This window comes from Allocoleopsis franciscana PCC 7113, assembly GCF_000317515.1.
Classification (GTDB): domain Bacteria; phylum Cyanobacteriota; class Cyanobacteriia; order Cyanobacteriales; family Coleofasciculaceae; genus Allocoleopsis; species Allocoleopsis franciscana.
The window spans coordinates 411,460-433,094 of sequence record NC_019738.1 but is presented as its reverse complement, the minus strand read 5'-3'; the positions used below and the strand labels follow the sequence as shown (position 1 = coordinate 433,094).

The 21,635-nt window shown below is 47.2% G+C and carries 20 protein-coding genes and 1 pseudogene; 15 read left to right on the top strand and 6 right to left on the bottom strand.

Features of this window, described 5'->3' with window-relative positions; all coding sequences use genetic code 11:
- Positions 1-84: 84 nt before the first annotated feature.
- The 4 genes and pseudogenes from MIC7113_RS38885 to MIC7113_RS01805 all read left to right on the top strand — a co-directional run.
- A pseudogene (locus MIC7113_RS38885) lies at positions 85-261 on the top strand (ATP-binding protein); the annotation flags it as partial.
- A gap of 357 nt (positions 262-618) precedes the next feature.
- Entirely contained in the window at positions 619-2,217 is a 1,599-nt protein-coding gene (gene gpmI / locus MIC7113_RS01815; protein WP_041779853.1) for a 2,3-bisphosphoglycerate-independent phosphoglycerate mutase, read from the top strand.
- A gap of 48 nt (positions 2,218-2,265) precedes the next feature.
- Positions 2,266-2,499 (top strand): preprotein translocase subunit SecG, encoded by a 234-nt coding sequence (gene secG, locus MIC7113_RS01810; protein ID WP_015180465.1) that lies wholly within the window; start codon positions 2,266-2,268, stop codon positions 2,497-2,499.
- 161 nt (positions 2,500-2,660) lie between these two features.
- Positions 2,661-3,557: a Zn-dependent protease gene (locus MIC7113_RS01805; RefSeq protein ID WP_015180464.1), complete on the top strand. Its 897-nt coding sequence runs from the start codon at positions 2,661-2,663 to the stop codon at positions 3,555-3,557.
- Positions 3,558-3,562: 5 nt separating this feature from the next.
- Here MIC7113_RS01805 and MIC7113_RS01800 read toward each other — a convergent pair whose 3' ends face one another.
- The 3 genes from MIC7113_RS01800 to MIC7113_RS01790 all read right to left on the bottom strand — a co-directional run bounded on the left by MIC7113_RS01800 (position 3,563) and on the right by MIC7113_RS01790 (position 6,104).
- Positions 3,563-3,850 (bottom strand): hypothetical protein, encoded by a 288-nt coding sequence (locus MIC7113_RS01800; protein WP_015180463.1) that lies wholly within the window; start codon positions 3,848-3,850, stop codon positions 3,563-3,565.
- Positions 3,851-4,231: 381 nt separating this feature from the next.
- The gene (locus MIC7113_RS01795; RefSeq protein ID WP_015180462.1) at positions 4,232-5,119 is read right to left on the bottom strand and encodes a metal ABC transporter permease; all 888 of its coding nucleotides are present in this window, start codon (positions 5,117-5,119) and stop codon (positions 4,232-4,234) included.
- Between the two features lie 292 nt (positions 5,120-5,411).
- Positions 5,412-6,104, bottom strand: coding sequence for a metal ABC transporter ATP-binding protein (locus MIC7113_RS01790; protein WP_390465288.1), 693 nt, complete (start codon positions 6,102-6,104; stop codon positions 5,412-5,414).
- A gap of 211 nt (positions 6,105-6,315) precedes the next feature.
- On the opposite strand from MIC7113_RS01790, the gene MIC7113_RS01785 reads away from it, so the two are divergent.
- The 5 genes from MIC7113_RS01785 to MIC7113_RS01765 all read left to right on the top strand — a co-directional run bounded on the left by MIC7113_RS01785 (position 6,316) and on the right by MIC7113_RS01765 (position 11,951).
- Entirely contained in the window at positions 6,316-7,404 is a 1,089-nt protein-coding gene (locus MIC7113_RS01785) for a metal ABC transporter substrate-binding protein (RefSeq protein WP_015180460.1), read from the top strand.
- A 104-nt stretch (positions 7,405-7,508) separates the two neighbouring features.
- Entirely contained in the window at positions 7,509-8,195 is a 687-nt protein-coding gene (gene deoC, locus MIC7113_RS01780) for a deoxyribose-phosphate aldolase (protein ID WP_015180459.1), read from the top strand.
- A gap of 86 nt (positions 8,196-8,281) precedes the next feature.
- Positions 8,282-9,241: a DNA repair protein RecO gene (gene recO, locus MIC7113_RS01775; protein WP_015180458.1), complete on the top strand. Its 960-nt coding sequence runs from the start codon at positions 8,282-8,284 to the stop codon at positions 9,239-9,241.
- A gap of 63 nt (positions 9,242-9,304) precedes the next feature.
- On the top strand, positions 9,305-10,765 hold the full coding sequence (locus tag MIC7113_RS01770) for an MFS transporter (protein WP_015180457.1): 1,461 nt from the start codon (positions 9,305-9,307) through the stop codon (positions 10,763-10,765).
- 25 nt (positions 10,766-10,790) lie between these two features.
- Complete coding sequence (locus MIC7113_RS01765) at positions 10,791-11,951, top strand: glycosyltransferase family 4 protein (protein ID WP_015180456.1); 1,161 nt, start codon at positions 10,791-10,793, stop codon at positions 11,949-11,951.
- A 169-nt stretch (positions 11,952-12,120) separates the two neighbouring features.
- Here MIC7113_RS01765 and hpf read toward each other — a convergent pair whose 3' ends face one another.
- A complete protein-coding gene (gene hpf, locus MIC7113_RS01760; RefSeq protein WP_015180455.1) occupies positions 12,121-12,771 on the bottom strand; it encodes a ribosome hibernation-promoting factor, HPF/YfiA family in 651 nt (216 codons plus the stop codon).
- Between the two features lie 576 nt (positions 12,772-13,347).
- Here hpf and lipB point away from each other — a divergent pair.
- Complete coding sequence (gene lipB, locus MIC7113_RS01755; protein WP_015180454.1) at positions 13,348-14,034, top strand: lipoyl(octanoyl) transferase LipB; 687 nt, start codon at positions 13,348-13,350, stop codon at positions 14,032-14,034.
- Here the strand turns inward: lipB and MIC7113_RS01750 are convergent.
- Together MIC7113_RS01750 and MIC7113_RS01745 are read right to left on the bottom strand one after the other, a co-directional pair.
- Positions 14,014-15,027: an adenylate/guanylate cyclase domain-containing protein gene (locus MIC7113_RS01750; protein WP_041780347.1), complete on the bottom strand. Its 1,014-nt coding sequence runs from the start codon at positions 15,025-15,027 to the stop codon at positions 14,014-14,016. The two genes, lipB and MIC7113_RS01750, sit on opposite strands and share 21 nt — an antisense overlap.
- A gap of 140 nt (positions 15,028-15,167) precedes the next feature.
- The gene (locus MIC7113_RS01745) at positions 15,168-15,929 is read right to left on the bottom strand and encodes a DUF3120 domain-containing protein (RefSeq protein ID WP_015180452.1); all 762 of its coding nucleotides are present in this window, start codon (positions 15,927-15,929) and stop codon (positions 15,168-15,170) included.
- Between the two features lie 641 nt (positions 15,930-16,570).
- On the opposite strand from MIC7113_RS01745, the gene MIC7113_RS01740 reads away from it, so the two are divergent.
- The 5 genes from MIC7113_RS01740 (at position 16,571) to fabF (ending at position 21,470) form a co-directional block, all read left to right on the top strand.
- Positions 16,571-17,530, top strand: coding sequence for an undecaprenyl-diphosphate phosphatase (locus MIC7113_RS01740; protein WP_015180451.1), 960 nt, complete (start codon positions 16,571-16,573; stop codon positions 17,528-17,530).
- 88 nt (positions 17,531-17,618) lie between these two features.
- Complete coding sequence (locus MIC7113_RS01735; protein WP_015180450.1) at positions 17,619-18,956, top strand: TIGR03279 family radical SAM protein; 1,338 nt, start codon at positions 17,619-17,621, stop codon at positions 18,954-18,956.
- A gap of 409 nt (positions 18,957-19,365) precedes the next feature.
- A complete protein-coding gene (locus tag MIC7113_RS01730) occupies positions 19,366-19,593 on the top strand; it encodes a hypothetical protein (RefSeq protein ID WP_015180449.1) in 228 nt (75 codons plus the stop codon).
- Positions 19,594-19,890: 297 nt separating this feature from the next.
- Complete coding sequence (gene acpP / locus MIC7113_RS01725; RefSeq protein ID WP_015180448.1) at positions 19,891-20,139, top strand: acyl carrier protein; 249 nt, start codon at positions 19,891-19,893, stop codon at positions 20,137-20,139.
- A gap of 74 nt (positions 20,140-20,213) precedes the next feature.
- Positions 20,214-21,470, top strand: coding sequence for a beta-ketoacyl-ACP synthase II (gene fabF, locus MIC7113_RS01720; protein ID WP_015180447.1), 1,257 nt, complete (start codon positions 20,214-20,216; stop codon positions 21,468-21,470).
- Positions 21,471-21,635: the final 165 nt, after the last annotated feature.

The window sequence follows — 21,635 nt, the reverse complement described above, 5'->3', positions numbered from 1 at the left end:
CGGGTGAGTGCGTTAGTACAAGATTTCCAACTGCCTGATTCTCTACCCTCTAGGTTAGAATCGCGCTCAATGGCAAGATTGTGGAATTGGCTGAAAAGTCGATGGCAAGAATTGAAGGATTTGGCTCTAAGTGAGATATCGTTTGAGGGATTAAATGTAGAGGGGCAAATTTCCCAGTTTGCTAAGCTTACCGCCAATTTAAGGGCGGAACCGACGCCACGCCATAAGGTTCGGGACAAGGTAAATCCCCATACCCATACTGAGAACATCCTAATATATATATCGTGCCTCTACAAGTCTTCAGGAAAACGCAATCATATCCACTCCCCCTTTGTTAAGAGACTCTAACCAGAGCTCCGTCATTGTATCCCCGATCAGACTTACGCACTCAGCCAATTTGACAACGGTAGAATGGGGTTCCCAGCTTCTTGAACAACGCTCAAAACAACCCAATTTCGTTGCAGTGCGTCAATCCTACCCTCTTCCCAAAAGCAGAGTGTAAACTCCCCATAGAGACTGAAGCCCCAAATCCGAAGGAAAAGGCAAGATTCAGGCGTTGAGTCACTCATCAATGCTATGATCGCGGAGAAATTCATGCATGAACAAAGGGTAATACATATGACGCAAGCACCGGTCTCCCCTGTGGTGCTAGTCATCTTGGACGGCTGGGGCTACCGTGAAGCAACGGACGGAAATGCCATTGCCGCCGCCAAGACACCCGTGATGGATAGCCTCTGGGCAGCTTACCCCCATACTCTAATTCGCACTTCCGGGAAGGCTGTAGGGCTACCAGAGGGTCAAATGGGTAACTCAGAAGTGGGTCACCTGAATATTGGCGCTGGGCGCGTGGTTCCGCAAGAATTAGTTCGTATCTCTGATGCGGTAGAAGATGGTACGTTGAGAGACAATAAAGCGCTAATGCAAGTCTGCCAGGACGTTAAAAATCGAGGCAGTAAGCTTCACCTGGTCGGTTTGTGTTCGGACGGTGGGGTGCATTCTCACATAGACCATCTGCTTGGATTGCTGGATTTCGCTAAATCCCAAGAACTGCCTAATGTCTGTATCCACGCCATTACCGATGGTCGTGATACCCAGCCGATGGATGGGGTTGAAGCGATTCAAAAAATTGAAGATCACATTCAAAAACTCGGTGTTGGACGCATCGTCACTATCAGTGGTCGCTACTACGCCATGGATCGAGACCGACGCTGGGATCGCGTTCAGCTAGCTTATCAGGTCATGACCCAGGATGGCATGGGCGATGGTCGATCAGCCATTGAGGTGTTAAAAGCTTCCTACCAAGCAGAACTCACAGATGAGTTTGTCCTGCCCACCCGACTTGACACGGGGGCTGTGGAAGCGGGAGACGGGATCATCTTCTTTAACTTCCGCCCCGACCGTGCGCGGCAACTCACACAAGCATTCGTTGATCCCAACTTTCAAGGATTTGAGCGAGAGCAAATCCAGCCCCTTGCTTTCGCTACCTTTACCCAATATGACCCGTCATTCCCTGTACTGGTCGCGTTTGAGCCTCAAAACTTGAACAATATTCTGGGAGGAGTGATTGCTCAACACGGTTTACGTCAGTTTCGCACGGCTGAAACCGAGAAATATGCTCACGTTACTTACTTTTTCAATGGCGGTTTAGAACTGCCGTTTGAGGGTGAAGACCGGGAACTCGTCCAAAGTCCCATGGTGCCAACTTATGACCGGGCACCGGCGATGTCAGCCCAAGAAGTCACAGATGTGGCGGTAAGAGCAATTGAAAAACGCATCTACTCCCTGGTTGTGATTAACTATGCCAATACTGACATGGTTGGGCATACCGGGAATATTCCAGCCTCCGTGCAAGCGGTTGAGACAGTAGACCGATGCCTGGGACGACTCATCGAAAGCATTAACAAAGCGGGTGGTACAGCCTTGATTACCGCAGACCACGGTAATGCTGAGTATATGCGGGATGAAGCCGGCAATCCTTGGACAGCTCACACAACCAACCCCGTGCCCTTTATCCTAGTGGAAGGGGAAGGATTAAAAATCCCCGGATATGGCACAGAAGTTGCCTTAAGCAGCGACGGGCGTTTGGCAGATCTTGCGCCAACAATCCTGGAAATTTTAAAATTACCCCAGCCGCCAGAGATGACCGGTCACTCTCTGCTACAACCCGTTGAATTAGAAGTCCGGCCTAATCGAACACCTGTGCGTGTTTCTCTTTAGTCATTCGTTGCGACTAACAACCAACCACTAACAACCAATCACTTAACTATGACGATTGTTCAAGTAATACAAGCTATCTGGGCCGTATCTGCCTTAGCTTTAATTGTTTTGGTATTGCTCCATAGTCCCAAAGGCGATGGAATTGGGGGCATCGGGGGTCAAGCCCAACTTTTTACGAGCACCAAGAGTGCAGAAACTGCCCTAAACCGGATTACCTGGGTATTCTCTGTAATTTTTATTGGTTTTACTGTGGTTTTGAGCGCGGGTTGGTTGGGTAAGTGATGATCACTGCGCTACCCGTCATTTTGATACGTTCTCTGTTGAGGGAATGTCTCATGAGTCACATCTTTTTACAACCGCAGATAGAGGCGGATTAACCCAGATCATTTCAATATTTCACTGACTTAAAATATCTGCGGTTATTAATTGGAAAGATGAGACGAATGACTAGACAAAGGTTAAGGCGTCACCGGGATAGTTCCTGGAGACGCCTTCTACTATTAGGAGTGGCGATCGCTGCCAGTCTATGGCTCATCTTGTCTCAGTTACAACCGCTGAAGGCTCAATCCGTCACAATCCGTAGCGACGAAGCGATAGGGGTTAAGCCAGGAAACCCAGAGTACCGATTAAAAACTGCTGATTTATCTTCTGCATCAGTTTCCCTGCCAATGCCTCAGATTCACCCTTTGCCAACGCCTCTAGCACAATGGCAAGACGTGACAGACGCGGGTGATTACTTCTCTGAAATTAAACTCACTCCGGTAGACTATTTGGTTTGGTCACAGTTTCCTGTGAAAATTTTTGTAGATCAACCCAAAGACCCTAATGAATCATCCGCCAGTAACCAGCGTTTCCAGAAGTGGGTTGATGCCGTATTGCAGGCTGTAGGGGAATGGAATACCTATTTACCTTTGCAGGTAGTTACTCAGCGAGAAGGCGCAGATATATTGATTTTGCGCGATCGCCCGCCTGTGCAAGCCTCATTGGATCGCGAAACAGGAAAATTCAACATCCCTCGCGCTCGTTCTGCTCAAACCCGCTACGAATTTTATCTCCGCCAAACTGACAAGGCAGCGCAGGCAATATTATCACAACGGTTGACCATCCAGCTAAGTCCCCACCAAACCGATCACTATACCCTAGCAACAGCACGTCATGAACTCGGTCATGCTTTGGGCATTTGGGGGCATAGTCCTTTAGAAACGGACATCATGTACTTTTCTCAAGTCCGCTATTCGCCTCAGATTTCGGTGAGAGATATTAATACCCTGAAACGAATTTATCAACAACCAACCCGTGTAGGATGGCCTTTAGCGGCTCAGACTCGTGGTGAAGAATGAGGGGTTTAGGATTGATAAATTTTGCTCTCAATCTGGGATAGTTTCTCATCGATTTCAAAATGGTTGCACTGCTCCCATTTATCTGCGATCGCCAGAATTTGCCCCATCCGAGAGTAGGCATCCTGTGAGCAAGAAAGCTCTAGTATTCCCCAACCTCCATCCTCAATAGCGGTATCTTCAAGAACGGCGAGACTTTGTTCGAGTTCCGTTCTGGCATCTTTGAGTAATTGGCCTAAACGTTTGGCATTTCGTTTTTGAGCTTTGGCTTGTTGACGTGTGAGTAACATATTCATTCATTTAACCTCTACTGCTGATATTTCAACAATAGAAAGTTAACCTCATCCGGATGAAGTACAATATGTAACTTTGTCAAGTGTCTCTTTGATTTTGCTGAGTTTAGGCTGATTTGTCAGGGTTCCGGTGATTTGGGTGAGGACAATCTGCCAATTGGTTTTTTCGGGTTCGGTGATTAGGGCTGAGACGGTTTCTCGTGCTGGTGGGTTACAATTTCTTTGATTAAAGAATTATGAGAGGCTCTAAAATTTTTAACGCAGAGGGGCACAGAGTTTTTCGCAGAGGGACGCAAAGTTTATGAAGCTAATTTTAAGTTAGTTTTCGTTGCAGAGGAAACAAGAAAATGAGGGTTGGGTAAGGCGCGATCGCAACTCCACCCATCAACGCCACAATCCCTTAATTTCCCGCCAAATGGGTGACTTACCAGACTTAGAAACCGGATGCGTTAAAACCCCCTGACTGGGACTAAACAGAAATGCCAACATAAAAAAGCCAAAGGCAACTAAAACGATCGCAGGCCCAGAGGGTAGATTGAAAAAATAACTCAAGTACATCCCGCTAATACTAGCAATAACCCCAATTACCGAACCCAAAATCATCATTTGATGCAACCGACTTACTAATAAGTAAGCCGTTGCTCCTGGAGTAATCAGCATGGCTAGGACTAGGATGACACCCACCGCTTTGAGACTGGCAACAATCGTCAAAGCAATCAAAATCATTAAGCCAAAGTTTAGTAAATTGATAGGTAAACCAGCCGCTTGTGCACCTATCGGGTCAAAAGTATAAAACATTAATTCTTTATACAAAAGCGCGACAATGGCTAAAACAATTACTGTAATGATGGCTGTATTAATCACCTCTTGAGGCGAAACACTCAAGATATTCCCAAACAGAAAGTGATTCAGGTCAATTTTATTATCTTTCTGAACAACCGTAATTAAAGTAATACCTAAGGCAAAAAAGGCAGAAAAAACAATGCCCATTGCCGCATCTTCTTTAATTTGCGATCGCGTCCTAATCCAAGTAATCACCATCGTGCTGAGTACACCCGCGATAAATGCCCCCACAAAAATATCGGCACCCACAATAAACGCGATCGCTAGTCCCGGTAACACCGAATGACTAATAGCATCTCCCAGTAAAGCCAACCGCTGCACCATCAAATAGCTGCCAACCGAAGCGCAGACAATACCAACCAAAACGGCAACTATTAGCGATCGCTGCATGAATCCATATTGCAGCGGTTCAATTAGAGTTTCGAGCATAAGAACCGACAAACCGATTACTGATTGCTTATACCTACTGCCCTCAGACTAAAGTCTGGGGCTATACAGACTAAGTCCGCCTGCGCGGACTAGTGCAGCGCGGCAGAAATAACCCACCAGTCCAAAAAGGTTAAAAAGCTTAGTGTACAAGCGTTCTTACCTTCTTCCTTCTGCCTTCTTTTTTCTGCCTTCTTGCACTAGTGCATCTGAAACCCACGCAGGTCTGAAGCTTTAGTGAAGATTTTGTTTATGTAGCAGCGATTTCCAATCGCCAACCAAACGTATAGTATTCTCAAGCGGCCTGTTCCGAAAAGAACACAACCTGCCCCCCATAAGCACGTTGCAAATTCTCCGCACTCAGCACTTCTTGACGCGAACCACTAGCAATTAACTCACGATTCAACAAAATCAAATTATCAAAATTAGTAATCGCTTGTCCTAAATCATGATTAACAACCACTAATGTTTTGCCAGCGTCAGCCAGTTCGTGGAAAATATCAAAAATTACAGCTTCGGTTTTCTTATCAATTCCCACTAACGGCTCATCAAAGCAGAAAATCTCCGCTTCTTCCGTTAACGCCCTTGCCAAAAAGACGCGCTGCTGCTGCCCCCCCGATAGCTGTCCAATCGGGCGAGAGCGAAACTCACTCATCCCCACCCGTTCCAACGCCTCTGCCGCCAAACGCCGGGATACTGTGGAAAAGCGGCGAAACCATCCCGTCTTGCGTACTCGCCCCATCATCACCACATCCCAGACGGTTGCGGGGTAAGTCCAATCAATTTGCGATCGCTGCGGCACATAAGCAACTTTTTCCAACTGCTCCATCAAGGGTTGCCCCTGATACATCGCTGTCCCGCTTGTGGTAGGAACTAAGCCCAGCATGGCTTTAATCAGGGTACTTTTCCCCGCACCATTAGGCCCAATAACTCCCGTAAGCTTACCAGGCTGGATGTCACAATTGATATTTTTTAGCGCCTCTACCATACGGTACTGCACACCGAGTTGCTGTATGGTTACAGTTTTGATCTGTGACCTACAATTATCTCCGCATTCATAGTCTTTAAGCATTGAATCGACCTTCCGGAAAGTGGCAGTTGTCATGGTGAAGCCGTCCTGGGAGCGAAATTATGAAACAATTATGAAAATATCGTAACCTGAAAAATGAAAAGAATATGAAAATAAATGTATCAACGCTATGAACGTGAACCCTCAGTCTGAAGGAAGAAAGCAGACACTCTTGAAGAAGGCAGAAGGCAAAGGGCAGAAGGCAAAAGGTTTGGTTCCGATAGTTAGTAGCAACGCTTCACGCCAACCCTATGGGTGGATAGCCGTTACAACCTTGATTCTGGGAGTTTTAATCAGTGGATGTAACTCCACCAAGAGCAAGCCAATCGGTTCTGAGCAATCCGATAAGCCTCAAGTCGTTTCTACCAGCACGATTATCACAGACTGGACGGAGCAAGTGGGGGGAGACGAGATTCAACTGAAGGGTATCCTAAAACCAGGTGCAGACCCCCATGTTTATGAACCTGTGCCCATGGATAGTCAGGTACTCGAAGATGCCGATCTCATTCTCTACAACGGCTACAATCTGGAGCCAGGGCTGATTAAGCTGATGAATTCGGCGGGGGTAAAGGCGAAGAAATTGGCGGTTGGGGAAGTCGTTAAGCCATTGGATTTTAACTACAGTGGGAAACGAACTCCTGATCCTCATGTCTGGGGGGATGCGAAAAATGCGATCGCGATGGTAAATGCCATTCGCGATCAGTTAATCGAACTTTCACCCGAAGACAAAGAGAAATTTACCCAGAATGCAGCGCAACTTACCGCCCAATTGCAGCAAGTTGATGTTTGGATTACTCAGCAAATTCAAACCATTCCCGAAAAGCAGCGCAAGCTTGTAACCACACATGATGCATTTCAGTACTATTCTCGTGCCTACAATATACCCGTTGCAGGTACCCTAATTGGCATCAGTACCGAAGAACAACCCAGTGCCCAAACCGTGAAACGGTTGTCTGATTCTGTGAAAGCGGTGGGCGTACCCGCCATTTTTGCCGAAACCACGATTAACCCAGCTCTGATTAAAACTGTTGCACAGGAAGCTGGGGTAAAACTCGCGCCACGAGAACTCTACTCTGACTCCATTGGCGCACCAGGGGGGGAAGGGGATAGCTACGTCAAAATGATGGTGGCGAATACTCGTACTATTGTGGAAGCACTGGGCGGTCAGTACAGAGCCTTCGAGGCGACCCAAAAGCCAAAAACAACGTCTACCCGATGAGCTTGCCCTCAAACGCTGTTTTTCCAAAAATTAAATTCTTTGATTTTTCTTAATATCATAAAATTTTAATAAAAGTGAACAAATAGCGGCTTGAAGCTAAACCAATGGCTGTCAACTACTCAGATCTAGATCTTGCGCCATTAATCGATCACGCCCTGCTCAATCCAGCCGCCACACCCGAACAAGTGGAAAAGTGTTGCGGCGAGGCAGATCGATTTAACTTCGCCACGGTGTGCGTCTACCCAGTTTATGTGAAGCAAGCCACTGAGTTGCTTCGCGGCAAGAAACCGAAAGTCTGTACAGTCATTGGTTTTCCCACAGGGGCAACCACTCCAGCCGCCAAGCTTTATGAAGCACAAGAGGCTGTGGAAAATGGCGCAACAGAACTCGATGTGGTGATTCACCTGGGTGGATTGAAGGCGGGTAAAACCAACGAAGTCTACCGAGAAATTGCCCAAATTTGTGAGGCAACGGGTCAAACCGTAAAAGCGATTTTAGAAACTGCCCTCTTGACAGATGCTCAGAAGCGCCTCGCTGCGGAAATATGTATGGACGCAGGAGTGCAATTTCTGAAAACGAGTACTGGCTGGAACGGAGGTGCAACCGTGACAGATATCCGACTTTTGAAAAAAGTGACACAAGGACAAATTGGCATTAAGGCAGCAGGAGGTATACGCACATTAGAGCAAGCTTTTGAGTTAGTCCAAGCCGGAGCCACACGTCTGGGAACCTCTCGCGGGCCTGATTTACTCCGACAGCGCGATACGCTGGAAAAGGAAGATGGGGAATAGGTGAGCGCGTTAATAGGTTGGCAAGACAAGCCAATTGAACATTCAAACCTTCAACCTTCAACCTCCAACACTCTGACCCATGATCGATGAGCCGAACCTACAAAGCCACTGGTATTATTCTTAAATGTATGCCGCTTGGGGAAGCGGACAAACTAGTCACGATTTTGACGCGGGAGTTGGGTCTGATCCGAGCCGTCGCCCCGGGCGCTCGCAAACAAAACTCGCAATTGGGTGGTAGAAGTGGTTTGTTTGTCGTCAATGATCTGTTGTTGGCGAAAGGGCGATCGCTCGATAAAATTACTCAGGCTCAAACCCTGGAGTCTTACCCCGGATTGAGTAAAACTTTAGGAAAACTAGCCGCCAGTCAATACTTGGCAGAAGTCGTTCTCTGTCATGCTTTAAGTGAGCAGCCACAGGAGGAACTGTACGAGCTACTCAATGAACATCTGCGGCGTCTGGAGGGTTTGCCCTATACCAGCGATCGCCAAGCCCTGCTCTTGAGCGCTGATCCGAATTCAGAGGCATCTTCGGTACTGGCTCACTTATCCCACGGAGTTTTTCATCTGCTGGCGTTGGCAGGTATCGCGCCTCAGGTTCGAGTTTGTTGTGTTACCCAGGACTTGCTCCAACCGGATTTTAGCGACCCGGATTGGCGAGTTGGTTTTAGTGTTGACGCCGGTGGTACAGTCAGCTTAGCGGCAAAGGCGTTGGAGGGTGAGCGATTGAAGCGTTCTGTGCTAGTCGGGCAAGGGGAGCCTCAAGTGAGGGGGAACGACTCGCTCGATGTCCCGACTACACCACCTCCCAGAGTGAATATGAAATTAGATGCGATCGAGTTAACGCTGCTTCAACAGCTAGCGGCGGCTGAGTTACCGCAACTAACGGCGATTTTACCCGAACCGATCACCAACCTGTTGCATCCGGAATCCATCAATGAGGCTTGGGTAAAAGTAGAGCGAGTTTTACGAGAGTATGTCCAATATCACTATGGTCGAACGATTCGCTCAGCGACCTTAGTGGATGCCCTCTCTATTCCGGATTTCTGAGATTCACTCCCTCATAAAAAAGTCTCGTCAATATGAATTTTTGTCATCACATAAACAGTAAGAATGCAATTATCCGACCCTGAACGATTAACAAAACTACCGTGTAATGAAAAATCTGACCCCATGGCTCAGCCAACCACCTCTGGAGACGAAGCACCAAAGCCCAGTGAGGTCGAGGAGTTTCTCCCCCATACGGGTGATACCCCCCATGAGCCGTTAAGACTGGGATTTGCAGCAGTTCTGCAAAACCGTAATTTTTTAGCGCTCTGGAGCGGTCAGGTCTTTTCTCAGCTAGCAGACAAGGTTTATCTGGTACTGATGATTGCCTTGATTGCTGCTCGGTTTCAAGACGCGAATCAACCCATTAGCGGCTGGGTATCCGCGATTATGGTGGCGTTCACGATTCCCGCTGTGCTATTTGGTTCATTAGCGGGTGTTTTTGTAGACCGATGGCCTAAAAAAGCCGTGCTGGTGGCTAGTAATATTGTGCGAGGTGTGCTATTGCTAACTTTGCCCTTATTGTTATGGGTAACTCAAGGGTGGACACCGTTCTACAATTTGCCGATCGGCTTCTGCATTTTGTTAGGAATTACGTTCCTGGTTTCTACGTTGACGCAGTTTTTTTCACCGGCAGAGCAGGCTGTGATGCCGCTGATTGTGGAACGTGGAGATTTGCTCTCGGCTAACTCTTTATACACAACAACGATGATGGCGTCGTTGATTGTCGGCTTTGCCGTGGGCGAACCCCTGTTAGCATTAGCCGATACGCTAGTGCGTAGTGTCAGTCCGAATTGGGACTTTGGTAAAGAACTGCTGGTGGGAGGTTCTTATGCGATCGCCGGTTTACTCCTACTATTGCTGAAAACCGGTGAGAAGAAAAAGGTGTATGAGGGAGAACCTCCTCATGTGTTTGCGGATATTTTGGACGGTTTGCTCTATGTGAGACACCACCGACGTGTCCGCAATGCCTTGATTCAACTGGTGATTTTATTTTCGGTGTTTGCGGCTTTGTCCGTTCTCGCGGTTCGTCTGGCGGAAATGCTACCTGGTTTGAAAGCGTCCCAGTTTGGTTTTTTGCTCGCAGCGGGCGGTATCGGGATGGCTGGCGGTGCAGCGATTTTGGGGCACTGGGGTCAACGCTTCTCTCACAACCAGTTGAGTTTGTATGGTTCTATGGGGATGGCTGGTTCGTTGGTAGGTATAGCTTTATTTACCCATAGCCTCTGGCTGACTCTTTTAATGACCATCCTGTTGGGCAGTTTCGCGGCTTTGGTCGGCATCCCCATGCAGACCACAATCCAGGCAGAAACGCCAAAAGAAATGCGAGGCAAGGTGTTTGGGCTACAAAATAACGCGGTCAATATTGCTCTAAGCTTGCCCTTAGCCTTAGCCGGTGTGGCGGAAACCATCTTGGGATTAAAAACTGTATTTTTCAGTTTAGCAGCACTAGTGATCGCCGGTGGGGTCTTAAACTGGTATATTTCCGGTACAAGATTAACTATGTCAAACAAAGCTGACATATAGAGACTCGATACCCCACTCAACCTGAATGCATATCGCCTGGATTGGAAAAAAATCACCCTTTTGTGGCAATGTCACTTACGGTCGAGAAGTTACCAACTCGCTTTTAGACCGAGGCCACCAAGTTAGTTTCCTTCACTTCGCCCAAGAAGAACAAGAAGAAGCAGACGATCAAAATCCCTTCGGTTGCCAGGAAGTTTCGCTTCCTTGCCTGTACAAATCTCAGGTGTACACGATTCCGTCACCCAAAGCGAGCAAGCTATTGACGCGATCGCTAAAGCAGTTGCGACCGGATATTGTCCATGCTTCTCTGACTTTGTCCCCTTTAGATTTCGTTCTCCCGGAAATCTGCGAGGAACTCAACATCCCCTTAGTTGCGACTTTTCATCCACCTTTTGATGGAAAGCGCCGAAACTTAAAATCAGGAACGCAACTGTTCACTTATCAACTCTATGCGCCTTTCCTGGCAAACTATCACCGGGTGATTGTCTTCTCTCAACTCCAGCGGAATTTTCTAGTGCGATTAGGTGTTCCGCCCGAAAAGCTTGCCGTAATTCCCAATGGGGTTGATATCCAGAAATATGCTCCTGGCCCCTCAAATTTCAAGTTACAACTCAACGCCGAACGCTTATTTGTTTACCAAGGTCGAATTGCCACTGAAAAAAATGTGGAAGCCATGCTCAAAGCGTGGAAGCGCTCGAACTTGGGAGACTCTTGTAAGCTGGCTATTGTGGGGAATGGCCCTCTGTGTGCCTCGTTGATGCCCTTTTATGGAGAGGAATACGGCATTATTTGGGTGGGATTCGTGGCAGATGAGCAGCGACGAATTGATATCCTCAGAGCTGCTGATGTGTTTATTTTGCCCTCCCTTTTGGAAGGATTATCCTTATCCCTACTGGAAGCCATGGCTTGCGGGGTTGCTTGTGTGGCAACCGATGCGGGAGCGGATGGCGAAGTGTTGGAGGATGGTGCGGGCGTCGTTCTCACAACCCATCGGGTCACCCCCCAACTTTGCACCCTTTTGCCTCTATTTCGAGACCATCAGGAATGGACGACTTTACTGGGACAAAAAGCCCGAAAGAGGGTTCTAGAACGCTATACGCTCAGTGGTAATATTACCCAGCTCGAAAAACTCTATGCTGAGGTTCTCAAGGGGCAGCCTTTACAGCTAAGTCGTCGTCGTGCCTAGAACAGTGATCACTTCAATAGTTGGATGCTTCACACTGCCATTATCAGTAAACCAAAGTAAAGAAAGCCAGTCTCTACCCCCTTACAGGAATTTTGACTGACTGTCTATTGATTGGAGGCCAAACGAGTAGCAACGACAAGAAACTCAGTTGGAGGTTAAGCCAGAGACGTTAAAACGTACTTGACTTTTCGCCTGTAGATTCAGCCTGTTGGGCTGTCTTGCCATTTTTGTGATGGGTATGACCATTGCCATTGCGGGGCTGGATGACTCCATAACCGCCATGGTTACGTTCGTAGATCACATTGATTTCACCTGTTTTGGCATTCCGGAACATATAAAAGTCGTGATCAACTAATTGCAGCTGTTCCAGGGCTTCCTCCATGGTCATGGGGGGCATGGCGAAATACTTCATTCGCACAACATCACTTGGCAGTTCCGCCGTGCGATCACCAATCAAATCATCGGGTACAGGCACTTGTTCAACAACAATACCTGTTTTGGGTTGATCGTGAGTTTTCTTATGTTGTAGTTTTTCTTTGTATTTCCGCAGTTGGCGCTGAATCTTATCCGCGACCAAATCGATGCTGGCATATAGGTCTTCACTGCCCTCTTGAGCGCGAATGACCGTTCCATTCGCATAAATAGTCACTTCAGCAGTCTGCTTAGAATTGATCCGGGGATTGCGAGCCACAGATAGATGTACATCTACCTCAGTTGTCATATTTTGAAAATGATTAACCGCCTTTTCAATTTTTTGATGTACATACTCACGAATTGCATCGGTGATTTCGATGTTTTTGCCCTGGATTACAAGCTTCATACCGACTACTCCATCCTGTACTGTTTGAGTCGCAAAAAGCAGCAGGGGCTGCAACAAATGTATGAAGAGTGTTAGCGTTTGCTTTACCTTCGCGTGTCGTCAGGACAGTGCCCCGGCTAAAGTCTGAAAAAGATTCGCTAAGCACTGCTGTGCTTGCTAACGTTAACGCTAACGCGATCCGAGTTCACACTTGTTTTTGGGTCTTGAGTCCCCCACCCTGAATGGGTGGAAACGCCAGTTGCTAAGAGTTTAAATCTTCTCCCAACAACTCTGAAAGCTACTCTTTCTACTTCATACTTTATCCTTCAGCCTTCAATTGCTACTCTTGGATGATACTCTCACGGTAGCACTTTGTATTCTAGTGAACATAAGCCTTTGACTTCTCTTCAGATTCCTTTGCATTCTTTGACATTTGCCGAACAGTTAAAGGCTTAATGCCTGAAAATCAAAGTTTGTCAAGGGTTGAAAGTTTGAAGATTGAGGGTTAAAGGTTCAAGGTTGAGAAAATAATCTTTATCAGTTGCTCGCCTTGCTCTCTTCCTATTTCTGCTCTATCCCGTTTGAACACAAATTCCTATGACTGTGCGGCGTCGATGTTTGTTAGATAATCAAGGGTTAGTGCCTTATGCCGTCGCTTGGGATTGGCAGAGATCGCTCTTTGCCCAGCGTGTCAAAGACCCAACACTGGATGATATCCTGCTGTTGTTGGAGCATCCGCCTGTTTACACCCTGGGTCAGGGTTCAAGTCTTGAGTTTCTCAAATTTGACCCCACCGAATCCAGCGCCCAGCTTTACCAAGTGGAACGTGGGGGTGAAGTAACTTACCATTGTCCGGGTCAGTTAGTTGGCTACCCCATTCTGAATTTACGGCATTACCAACAAGACTTACATTGGTATCTGCGACAGTTGGAGGAGGTCTTAATTCAGGTCTTAAATGATTTGGGACTCCAAGGCGATCGCATTCCAGGAATGACCGGTGTCTGGCTAGAGGGACGCAAAGTGGCTGCGATCGGCATCAAAGTGTCACGCTGGATTACAATGCATGGCTTTGCTTTAAATGTGTGCCCTGAACTCATTGGCTTTGAGCGTATTGTCCCCTGTGGCATCGCTGAGAAACCGGTCGGTAGCCTTGCCCAGTTTCTCCCTGCTATTCGTGTTGAGGAAGTACGTCAGTTAGTTGCCGCCCAGTTTGCAGCGGTTTTTGACGTTGAGCTGATCGAGGTTAAATTTAAACACTCAACTTTAACAAGTTTGTGGCCCTAGATCGTTGAGCTGCAAGAAATGATCTAAATCCCCATAGGTGCCAGCATAGGTGGTTGTGGGAGAGTCATATCCCTTGAGATGAACCGTATGCTGCTTAAAGTCAAGCGGCTGTTGACCTATAACTGAAAGGTAACGGTATGTGTCTTCTCCCAACGCAATATCTAAGCCAAGTTGCTTAGTAGAGGATTCTAGACGAAAGGCAGCATTAACCGTATCCCCAATCGCCGTATAGTCGGGGCGATCGCCACTACCGGTGTTCCCCACCATGGCATAGCCTGTATTGAGTCCCGTCCCAATTCGTAAAGGGAAGGGCAAAGGGTACTGCTGACTCAGCGCCGATGTCATTTTATGCAGAGAACTCACCGCCCACATAATATTCAGGGCTTCTTGAGAGCTAACTCCATGAGCATGGCTAACCCCTTGAGAGCTATGAAACCAAATCGCCATGACCGCATCACCAATATATTTATCGACCCAACTGCCAGATCTTCGGATAATATCTCCCGACTGACGAAACCAAGTTCCAATCACGGCTGAGAGGATTTTTTCATCCAGTTGGCGAGTCAGCACGGTAAAGTCGCGGATGTCGATCACCATCACCGAAATCAAGCGACGCACATGCAAAGTCGAAGTCAGGGTTTCTTTATCCGGCACTTGGAGGACATCCGAATGACGGTCGTTAGCTGGGCAATGAAATTCCATTTCCGTCTGACCAAACATCAGGCGGTCGCCATTTCGTATCGTCACCGGAATACTGACTCGTCTTCCATTGACAAAGGAGCCATTACGGCTGCCTAAATCAATCAGATAAAAGTCGCCAGTCTCCGTACACTGTAACATCGCGTGATTTCGAGAAATCCAGCGATCAGACAGCACAAAATTATTATCATCACTGCGACCAACTGTCCAGCAATTGCTACCGACTAACGGCAGATAGCGATTACCGGTGTCGGTCGGGAGAAGCAAATAGGGAGTGGATCGCAGAGTCACCACAGGCACAGAAGCAAAAATGGGTTTAAAACAAATGTTATTTTAGTAGATGCATTCTTGAGCCATCCTAGTGATTCCGGAAAAATAACCTGCTAACTAGACCTGACCGAAAGAATTATACATACGTTAATCATTAGTAGCATTCAGGCCATAGAGGCTGCCACCCAGAATAACGTATCTACCAAAATTGTACTCAAGACGGCTCCACTAAAAGCCCACCAATGCAACTGCCTTTTGGCTAATGACCAAATCCCCACACTGAAAAGTGTAGCGACTAGTACCACGGCTAACGTTATACCCCAAGGGGTCTGCACTTGCGCGATCGCACTTTGAAAAATGGGCGTCGCTAAGGCTGGGTCAACTCGCATCACCTGACGCCAGTAAGGAATTAAATCCGTCAAATAAAAATATACATCGGTCAGCACAGTACCAAACAGAGAACCCAGGTAAAACAAATTCCCTACTTTCCCCCAACCCCGCTGCAAACTCCACAAGGCAAAAGGCAAACCAATTGCCTCTACAGGCAGGTGAATCAAGGGTTCCCATCGTAGCCATCCCCAATAAATTGATCCCGCTAGCCAACTCCAGCTAAATCCCAGCAGTAAGTCGCCCCACACTTGGGTTTCCTTGCGCTTGAACAGGGCTATTCCTAACCACACCCAACCCACTGTCATTACTAAACTGACAAAGGGTAGCTGCCTTACCAGAGGTGCTTGAACGAACACTGGCACACTCACCAAAAAAGCCGCAGACGCAAATACCATCCAAGCTGATGTTCGTGGGCTTGCTAACGCTTCGCTAGGGCAATTACCAATATTTAATAAGGCTTCACCAGAGGCGGGAAGTTTCTCAGCCTGACTGAGATAGTCTGAGGCAGAAGATGAGAACCAAGTATTGTTAAACAAGATGACTTTAATATTGTTTATTTTTCTTTACATATCTCAAGATATCACATGAGACGGATTATCCCCCCTAGGGGGATATTAGTTCTAATCTTAATCTAGTTTTGAGGAGCTGACCAGTTAAAGGACAGCCCGATCAGAGAAAAACAATAAAAACTGAGGTGGAATTCCGGATGCTGTTGATGATTTCGGTAAGCTACATCAGAAAGGTCAGTTGACGATTTACGGAAACTAACACAAGGGTAGGGAATGCTAAGCTAGTGCCGCTAGTTGTCGGGTTCATCTGTGCCTAGTGTTCTCCTAGGTAGTGAAAGTAGGGCTACTAAGCTTCCTGCTAGCCCCACAATACTTGCATATTTGTCTGGTATCGATTGGTATTTGGGTGGCAATTCTCAGCACGATTGCTACAGGGCTTTTAAAGAATGTTTAATAGCCGTCACGGGCTAGTCATTAATGAGCAGTTTACTAAACTTAATGAATACCAAGAATTATTGAACTGTGGACATGACTTAATTTAGGTAAATACAGGAAGACAGGATCAGAGTGCCACGTTGGTTGTTTGAGCAATTTAGCCATTCAGTGATGGGCGAAGGCTTAAATAGTGTCCAGTGATTAATTACGTAGAAATTTTAGGAGTCGAGTGGATGGCGACAATTTTTTTAGCGGCTGATGGTAGCGGCTGGCAAGAAGTAAGCGCAGGATTGGCTCTGATGCTTTCTGGTGGAGGGAATCTGCTCCTTGGACAGGCAAACCCAGCCAGTGAAGGGAATTTGTTAGTGGGACTGTTCCAAGCCTTTATTTTAGGGATTGTCCAAGGGTTAACAGAATTCTTGCCTATTAGTAGTACTGCTCATCTGGAAGTTTTTACTAAAGCGCTGAACTGGGAAATGGTAGCCGGAAAGCCATTTCTCGCCACGATTCAATTTGGCAGCGTTGTGGCCGTCTTAATCTATTTTTGGCAAGATCTCACCCTAATTTTTACGGGAGGATTAAAAGCTATCCGTGAAAAAGATTGGGAGCGAGAGGAGTGGAAAATCATTGTTGGGATAGCTGTAGGGACATTGCCGATTTTGGTGGGTGGACTTCTCCTGAAGAATGCTCTCAATGACGAACAATCGTCAATTAATAGCATGACGACCATTGCGATTGTTTCAATTGTGATGGCACTCTTGCTGGGATTAGCCGAGCAGATCGGCAAGCGCAAGCGGAATTTTGAGAACTTGCAGATTCAAGATGGCATCCTAATGGGGTTAGGTCAAATGCTAGCTCTAGTCCCTGGTGTTTCCCGTTCTGGCTCGACTATAACCACTGGGTTGTTTCTAGGGCTGGAACGGCAAACAGCCGCTCGATTTTCCTTTCTGTTGGGAATGCCAGCCCTTGGCATTGCTACGCTTTACCAATTTTTTAACGAAGCGTTGGGTAAGATTGACATCTCCTTGGTGATTGTAGGGACATTATCAGCATTTGTCTTTTCTTATCTGTCCATCGCTTGGCTGTTGGGTTTCTTGCAGCGACAAAGTACCTGGGTATTTGTCTGGTATCGTTTGGCATTTGGGGTAGCCATTTTGAGTGCGATCGCCACCGGGTTGTTAAGAAATACATAAAGGACTCAAACACTCTAGTTACAATTCAAGTCTGCCCAGAAGCTTACAATAATCGTGGGTGTAGCCTTAAGATTGCGACCAAGCAGACATGAGTGAATCTTCTATTCGTCCTGCCCTAATTACCAAAGTTCTTCCTGATTCGATTGCCGCTGAGGTAGGGTTTGAGCCTGGGGATGCGATCATGGCAATTAACGGCACGCATCCCCGTGACCTAATTGACTATCAGTTCTTATGTGCGGATGAAGTCCTCGAACTACAAGTCCTGGATAGGGCAGGTAAGACTCATGTAGTCGAAATTGAGAAAGACTACGACGAAGATTTAGGACTGGAATTTGAGACAGCGTTGTTTGATGGCTTGATTCAGTGCAATAACCACTGTCCTTTTTGTTTTATTGACCAACAACCACCGGGTAAGCGGCAGAGTTTATACCTCAAAGACGATGACTACCGCCTCAGCTTTCTCTATGGTTCGTACTTAACCCTAACCAATCTCACGCAAAAAGAGTGGGACAGAATCGAGCAAATGCGCGTTTCTCCCCTCTATGTCTCCGTTCATGCGACTGAACCGGATATTCGCATCCGCTTGCTCAAAAATCAGCGTGCTGGGCAGATTTTAGAGCATTTGAAATGGTTTCAGAAACGACGGCTACAAATTCATGCTCAGGTTGTCGTTTGTCCGGGAATTAACGATGGCATTCACTTGGAGCGTACTCTGTTAGATTTGGCGCAGTTCCACAAGGGATCTGTGCCTACTGTGGCTTCTGCGGCGGTGGTACCTGTCGGGTTAACACGCTTTCGACCAACAGAAGATGAACTGATACCAGTGAGTCACGAGAAGGCAGAGGAAGTGATACGCCAAGTTCAAGCACTTCAGAAGAAATTTTCTCGCCAGTTGGGGACGACTTTCGCTTGGTTAGCCGATGAATGGTTTCTGATTGCCCGACAGGAATTGCCGCCAGAATCCCATTATGAAGACTACCCTCAAATCGGTAACGGTGTCGGTTCGATTCGTCAGTTCCTCAAGCAGTTTCAAGACATCGCCTCCCAACAACTTCCCCCCAAGTTGGAGATACCTCGCCGCTTTACCTGGGTAGTGGGCAATGCTGTTGAAAAAGCTTTTGAGCCACTGGTGCAGATGTTAAATGCTGTGGAAGGATTGGAAGTCAGATTGGCACCACTGCATAGTAATTACTGGGGGCAGGAAATTACGGTAACAGGTTTGCTGACTGGACAGGATTTGCTGGAGGGGTTGAAGGGGAAAGATTTGGGCGATGGTATTCTATTGCCGTCTTTGATGCTTAAACAGGGGGATACGCGATTTTTAGATGATATGACGGTTGAAGAACTCACCCATTATTTGGGGATTCCGATCCGACCGATCAATGGTATTGAAGAACTGATTCAATCGGTTATCAGTGAACAGTGATTCGGTTGTCACAATCACGGATAGGGGGAGATATTACTGCCTCTGGAACTGACTCTTTTCTTTTGGCATAGAGGGCTTTTACACGAATAGGATGAGCATAAGCAACAGAACCCTATTCATAGATGCCTGACCCAATGACCCGAATGGGTGAAGTGTTTGAGGTGACAATTTTGCTTAGCTAGAGATCGCCCTATTCTATCGATAGTATACCGAAAGGTAGTCCAGATTACAGATAGGGGTATTCCTGTTGTCAGAGTTTTCATAGGCTTGCCTGGTCAGAACCCGGACTTCCGCTGTACCTCTATTCGCTGCAACGGACGTCAAGTTAAACAATTCAACCGAAGGTGAGCCATAGACATAGATGTTTTATGAATATCTGAAGTTTCTAAAGGCGTGACAGATCAAGCAAATGACTAGTATTTGTGAAATTGTCCAACAGGCTCTTGCCACAGGCCACCTAACAGTAGAGGCCGAAAACCAACTACGACTGCTATTACAAACAACTAAGTATGGATTGAAAGAGCTTAACGCCTTTATGACCTTGCAGGAATCGGCAATGACTGGGCTGGTTAGACAAGAGTCTCGTCAGTTGATGGACTCTCTTCACCTGTGTGCTGCGAGTTCTTCGAGCCTTTAGCGATCGCACTGATCGACAATCAATAATTCACAATTTTACTAGATTATCGTGATTTAGCCAGATTTGAACCTAAAATTTTCACATCCGGCTCAAAACGCCTGCTCTCTATCTCCCTCTCGCCTGATCTCCTTAAGACCGCCATCTAGGGTATGAAAACCGAACCGACTTCTTAGGTGCCACTTGCAGAAGCGACTATCAGAGATCTGTAATCGTCCCTCTTTCCGATAAGATTAAAAAATGCTTAGAACCAGTTAATACGGTTTGAACCATTCAAGCGTCTAGGTTGAGGAACATTTTATGAGCCAAGAAATTTTCGATAGAGTTAAGAAAATTGTAATCGAGCAACTGGAAGTTGAGCCAGAGACGGTCACACCTCAAGCCAACTTTGCCACCGACCTAAATGCCGACTCTTTGGATACCGTTGAATTGGTAATGGCTTTAGAAGAAGAGTTCGATATTGAAATCCCCGACGAAGCGGCTGAACAAATCGCCACCGTTCAATCGGCAGTAGACTATATTAGCAATAAAGTCGAAGCTCCCGCTTAAACGAAGCAACCGTCTTTAGTAAGGAGTAAGGAAGTTCTGCGTTCTGGGTAAGTAAGCCCTGTTTTACTGGCATCATGACAAACACTGAATTAAAACGCGTCGTTGTTACAGGTCTCGGCGCGATTACACCAATAGGCAACACTCTAGCTGAGTACTGGGAAGGGTTGTTGAGTGGACGCAACGGTATTGGACCGATTACGTTGTTTGATCCATTCCGCCATGATTGCCGGATTGCCGGTGAGGTGAAGGGCTTTGACCCTCATCTATATATGGAGCGTAAAGAAGCAAAGCGGATGGATCGTTTTGCTCAATTTGGCGTATCAGCAAGCCAGCAGGCCTTAGCCGATGCACAGTTTGTAATTAATGACCTGAACGCAGAACAGGTGGGTGTCATTATTGGGACTGGTATTGGGGGTCTCAAGGTATTAGAAGACCAGCAGGAAATCTACCTCACTCGCGGCCCGGATCGGTGTAGTCCATTTATGATTCCGATGATGATTGCCAATATGGCAGCGGGTCTAACAGCCATTCATACGGGGGCAAAAGGACCGAACAACTGTACGGTTACCGCTTGTGCGGCGGGGTCTAATGCTATTGGGGATGCATTTCGTTTGGTGCAGCGCGGCTATGCTCAGGCCATGATTTGTGGAGGCACAGAAGCAGCCGTTACGCCTCTATCATTAGCGGGTTTTGCAGCGTGTAAAGCGCTTTCCTGTCGCAACGATGACCCAACTCAGGCTTGTCGTCCCTTTGATCGCGATCGCGACGGTTTTGTCATGGGGGAAGGGTCAGGGATTCTCATTCTGGAAGAACTCGAACATGCCCTCAGCCGTGGAGCTAAAATTTATGCCGAAATAGTTGGCTACGGCATGACCTGCGATGCTTATCACATCACTTCACCCGTTCCGGGTGGAGAAGGGGCGTGTCGAGCCATACAACTAGCGCTGAAAGATGCAGGGATTACGCCAGAGCAGGTGAGTTATATCAACGCTCATGGTACCAGTACACCCGCTAACGACTCGACAGAAACGGCAGCGATTAAAACAGCTTTAGGTCAGTCGGCTTATCAGGTGGCGGTTAGCTCCACCAAGTCAATGACCGGTCATCTGTTGGGTGGCTCTGGTGGTATTGAAGCCGTTGCAACGGTAATGGCGGTGGCTAATGATCAAATTCCACCGACGATTAATTTGGAGAACCCTGACCCAGCTTGTGACCTCGATTATGTACCCCACAAGAGCCGCACTCAACCCGTAGAAGTGGCACTTTCAAATTCTTTTGGGTTTGGCGGTCACAATGTCACGCTAGCATTCAAGAAATACAAGCAAGAGTAATGGCAATTCGAGATTAGGCACTCCATCCATTTCGGTATTTGCAAATTGCCGACAAAAATCGGTATGGTATAAATACCTAGTCTCTTTCTGCCTTGCCCATCGATCCCGGTAATGGGATGATGGGGGTATAGCCTTGGGGCGACCGAGAGCCATTGAGTTTTAGCT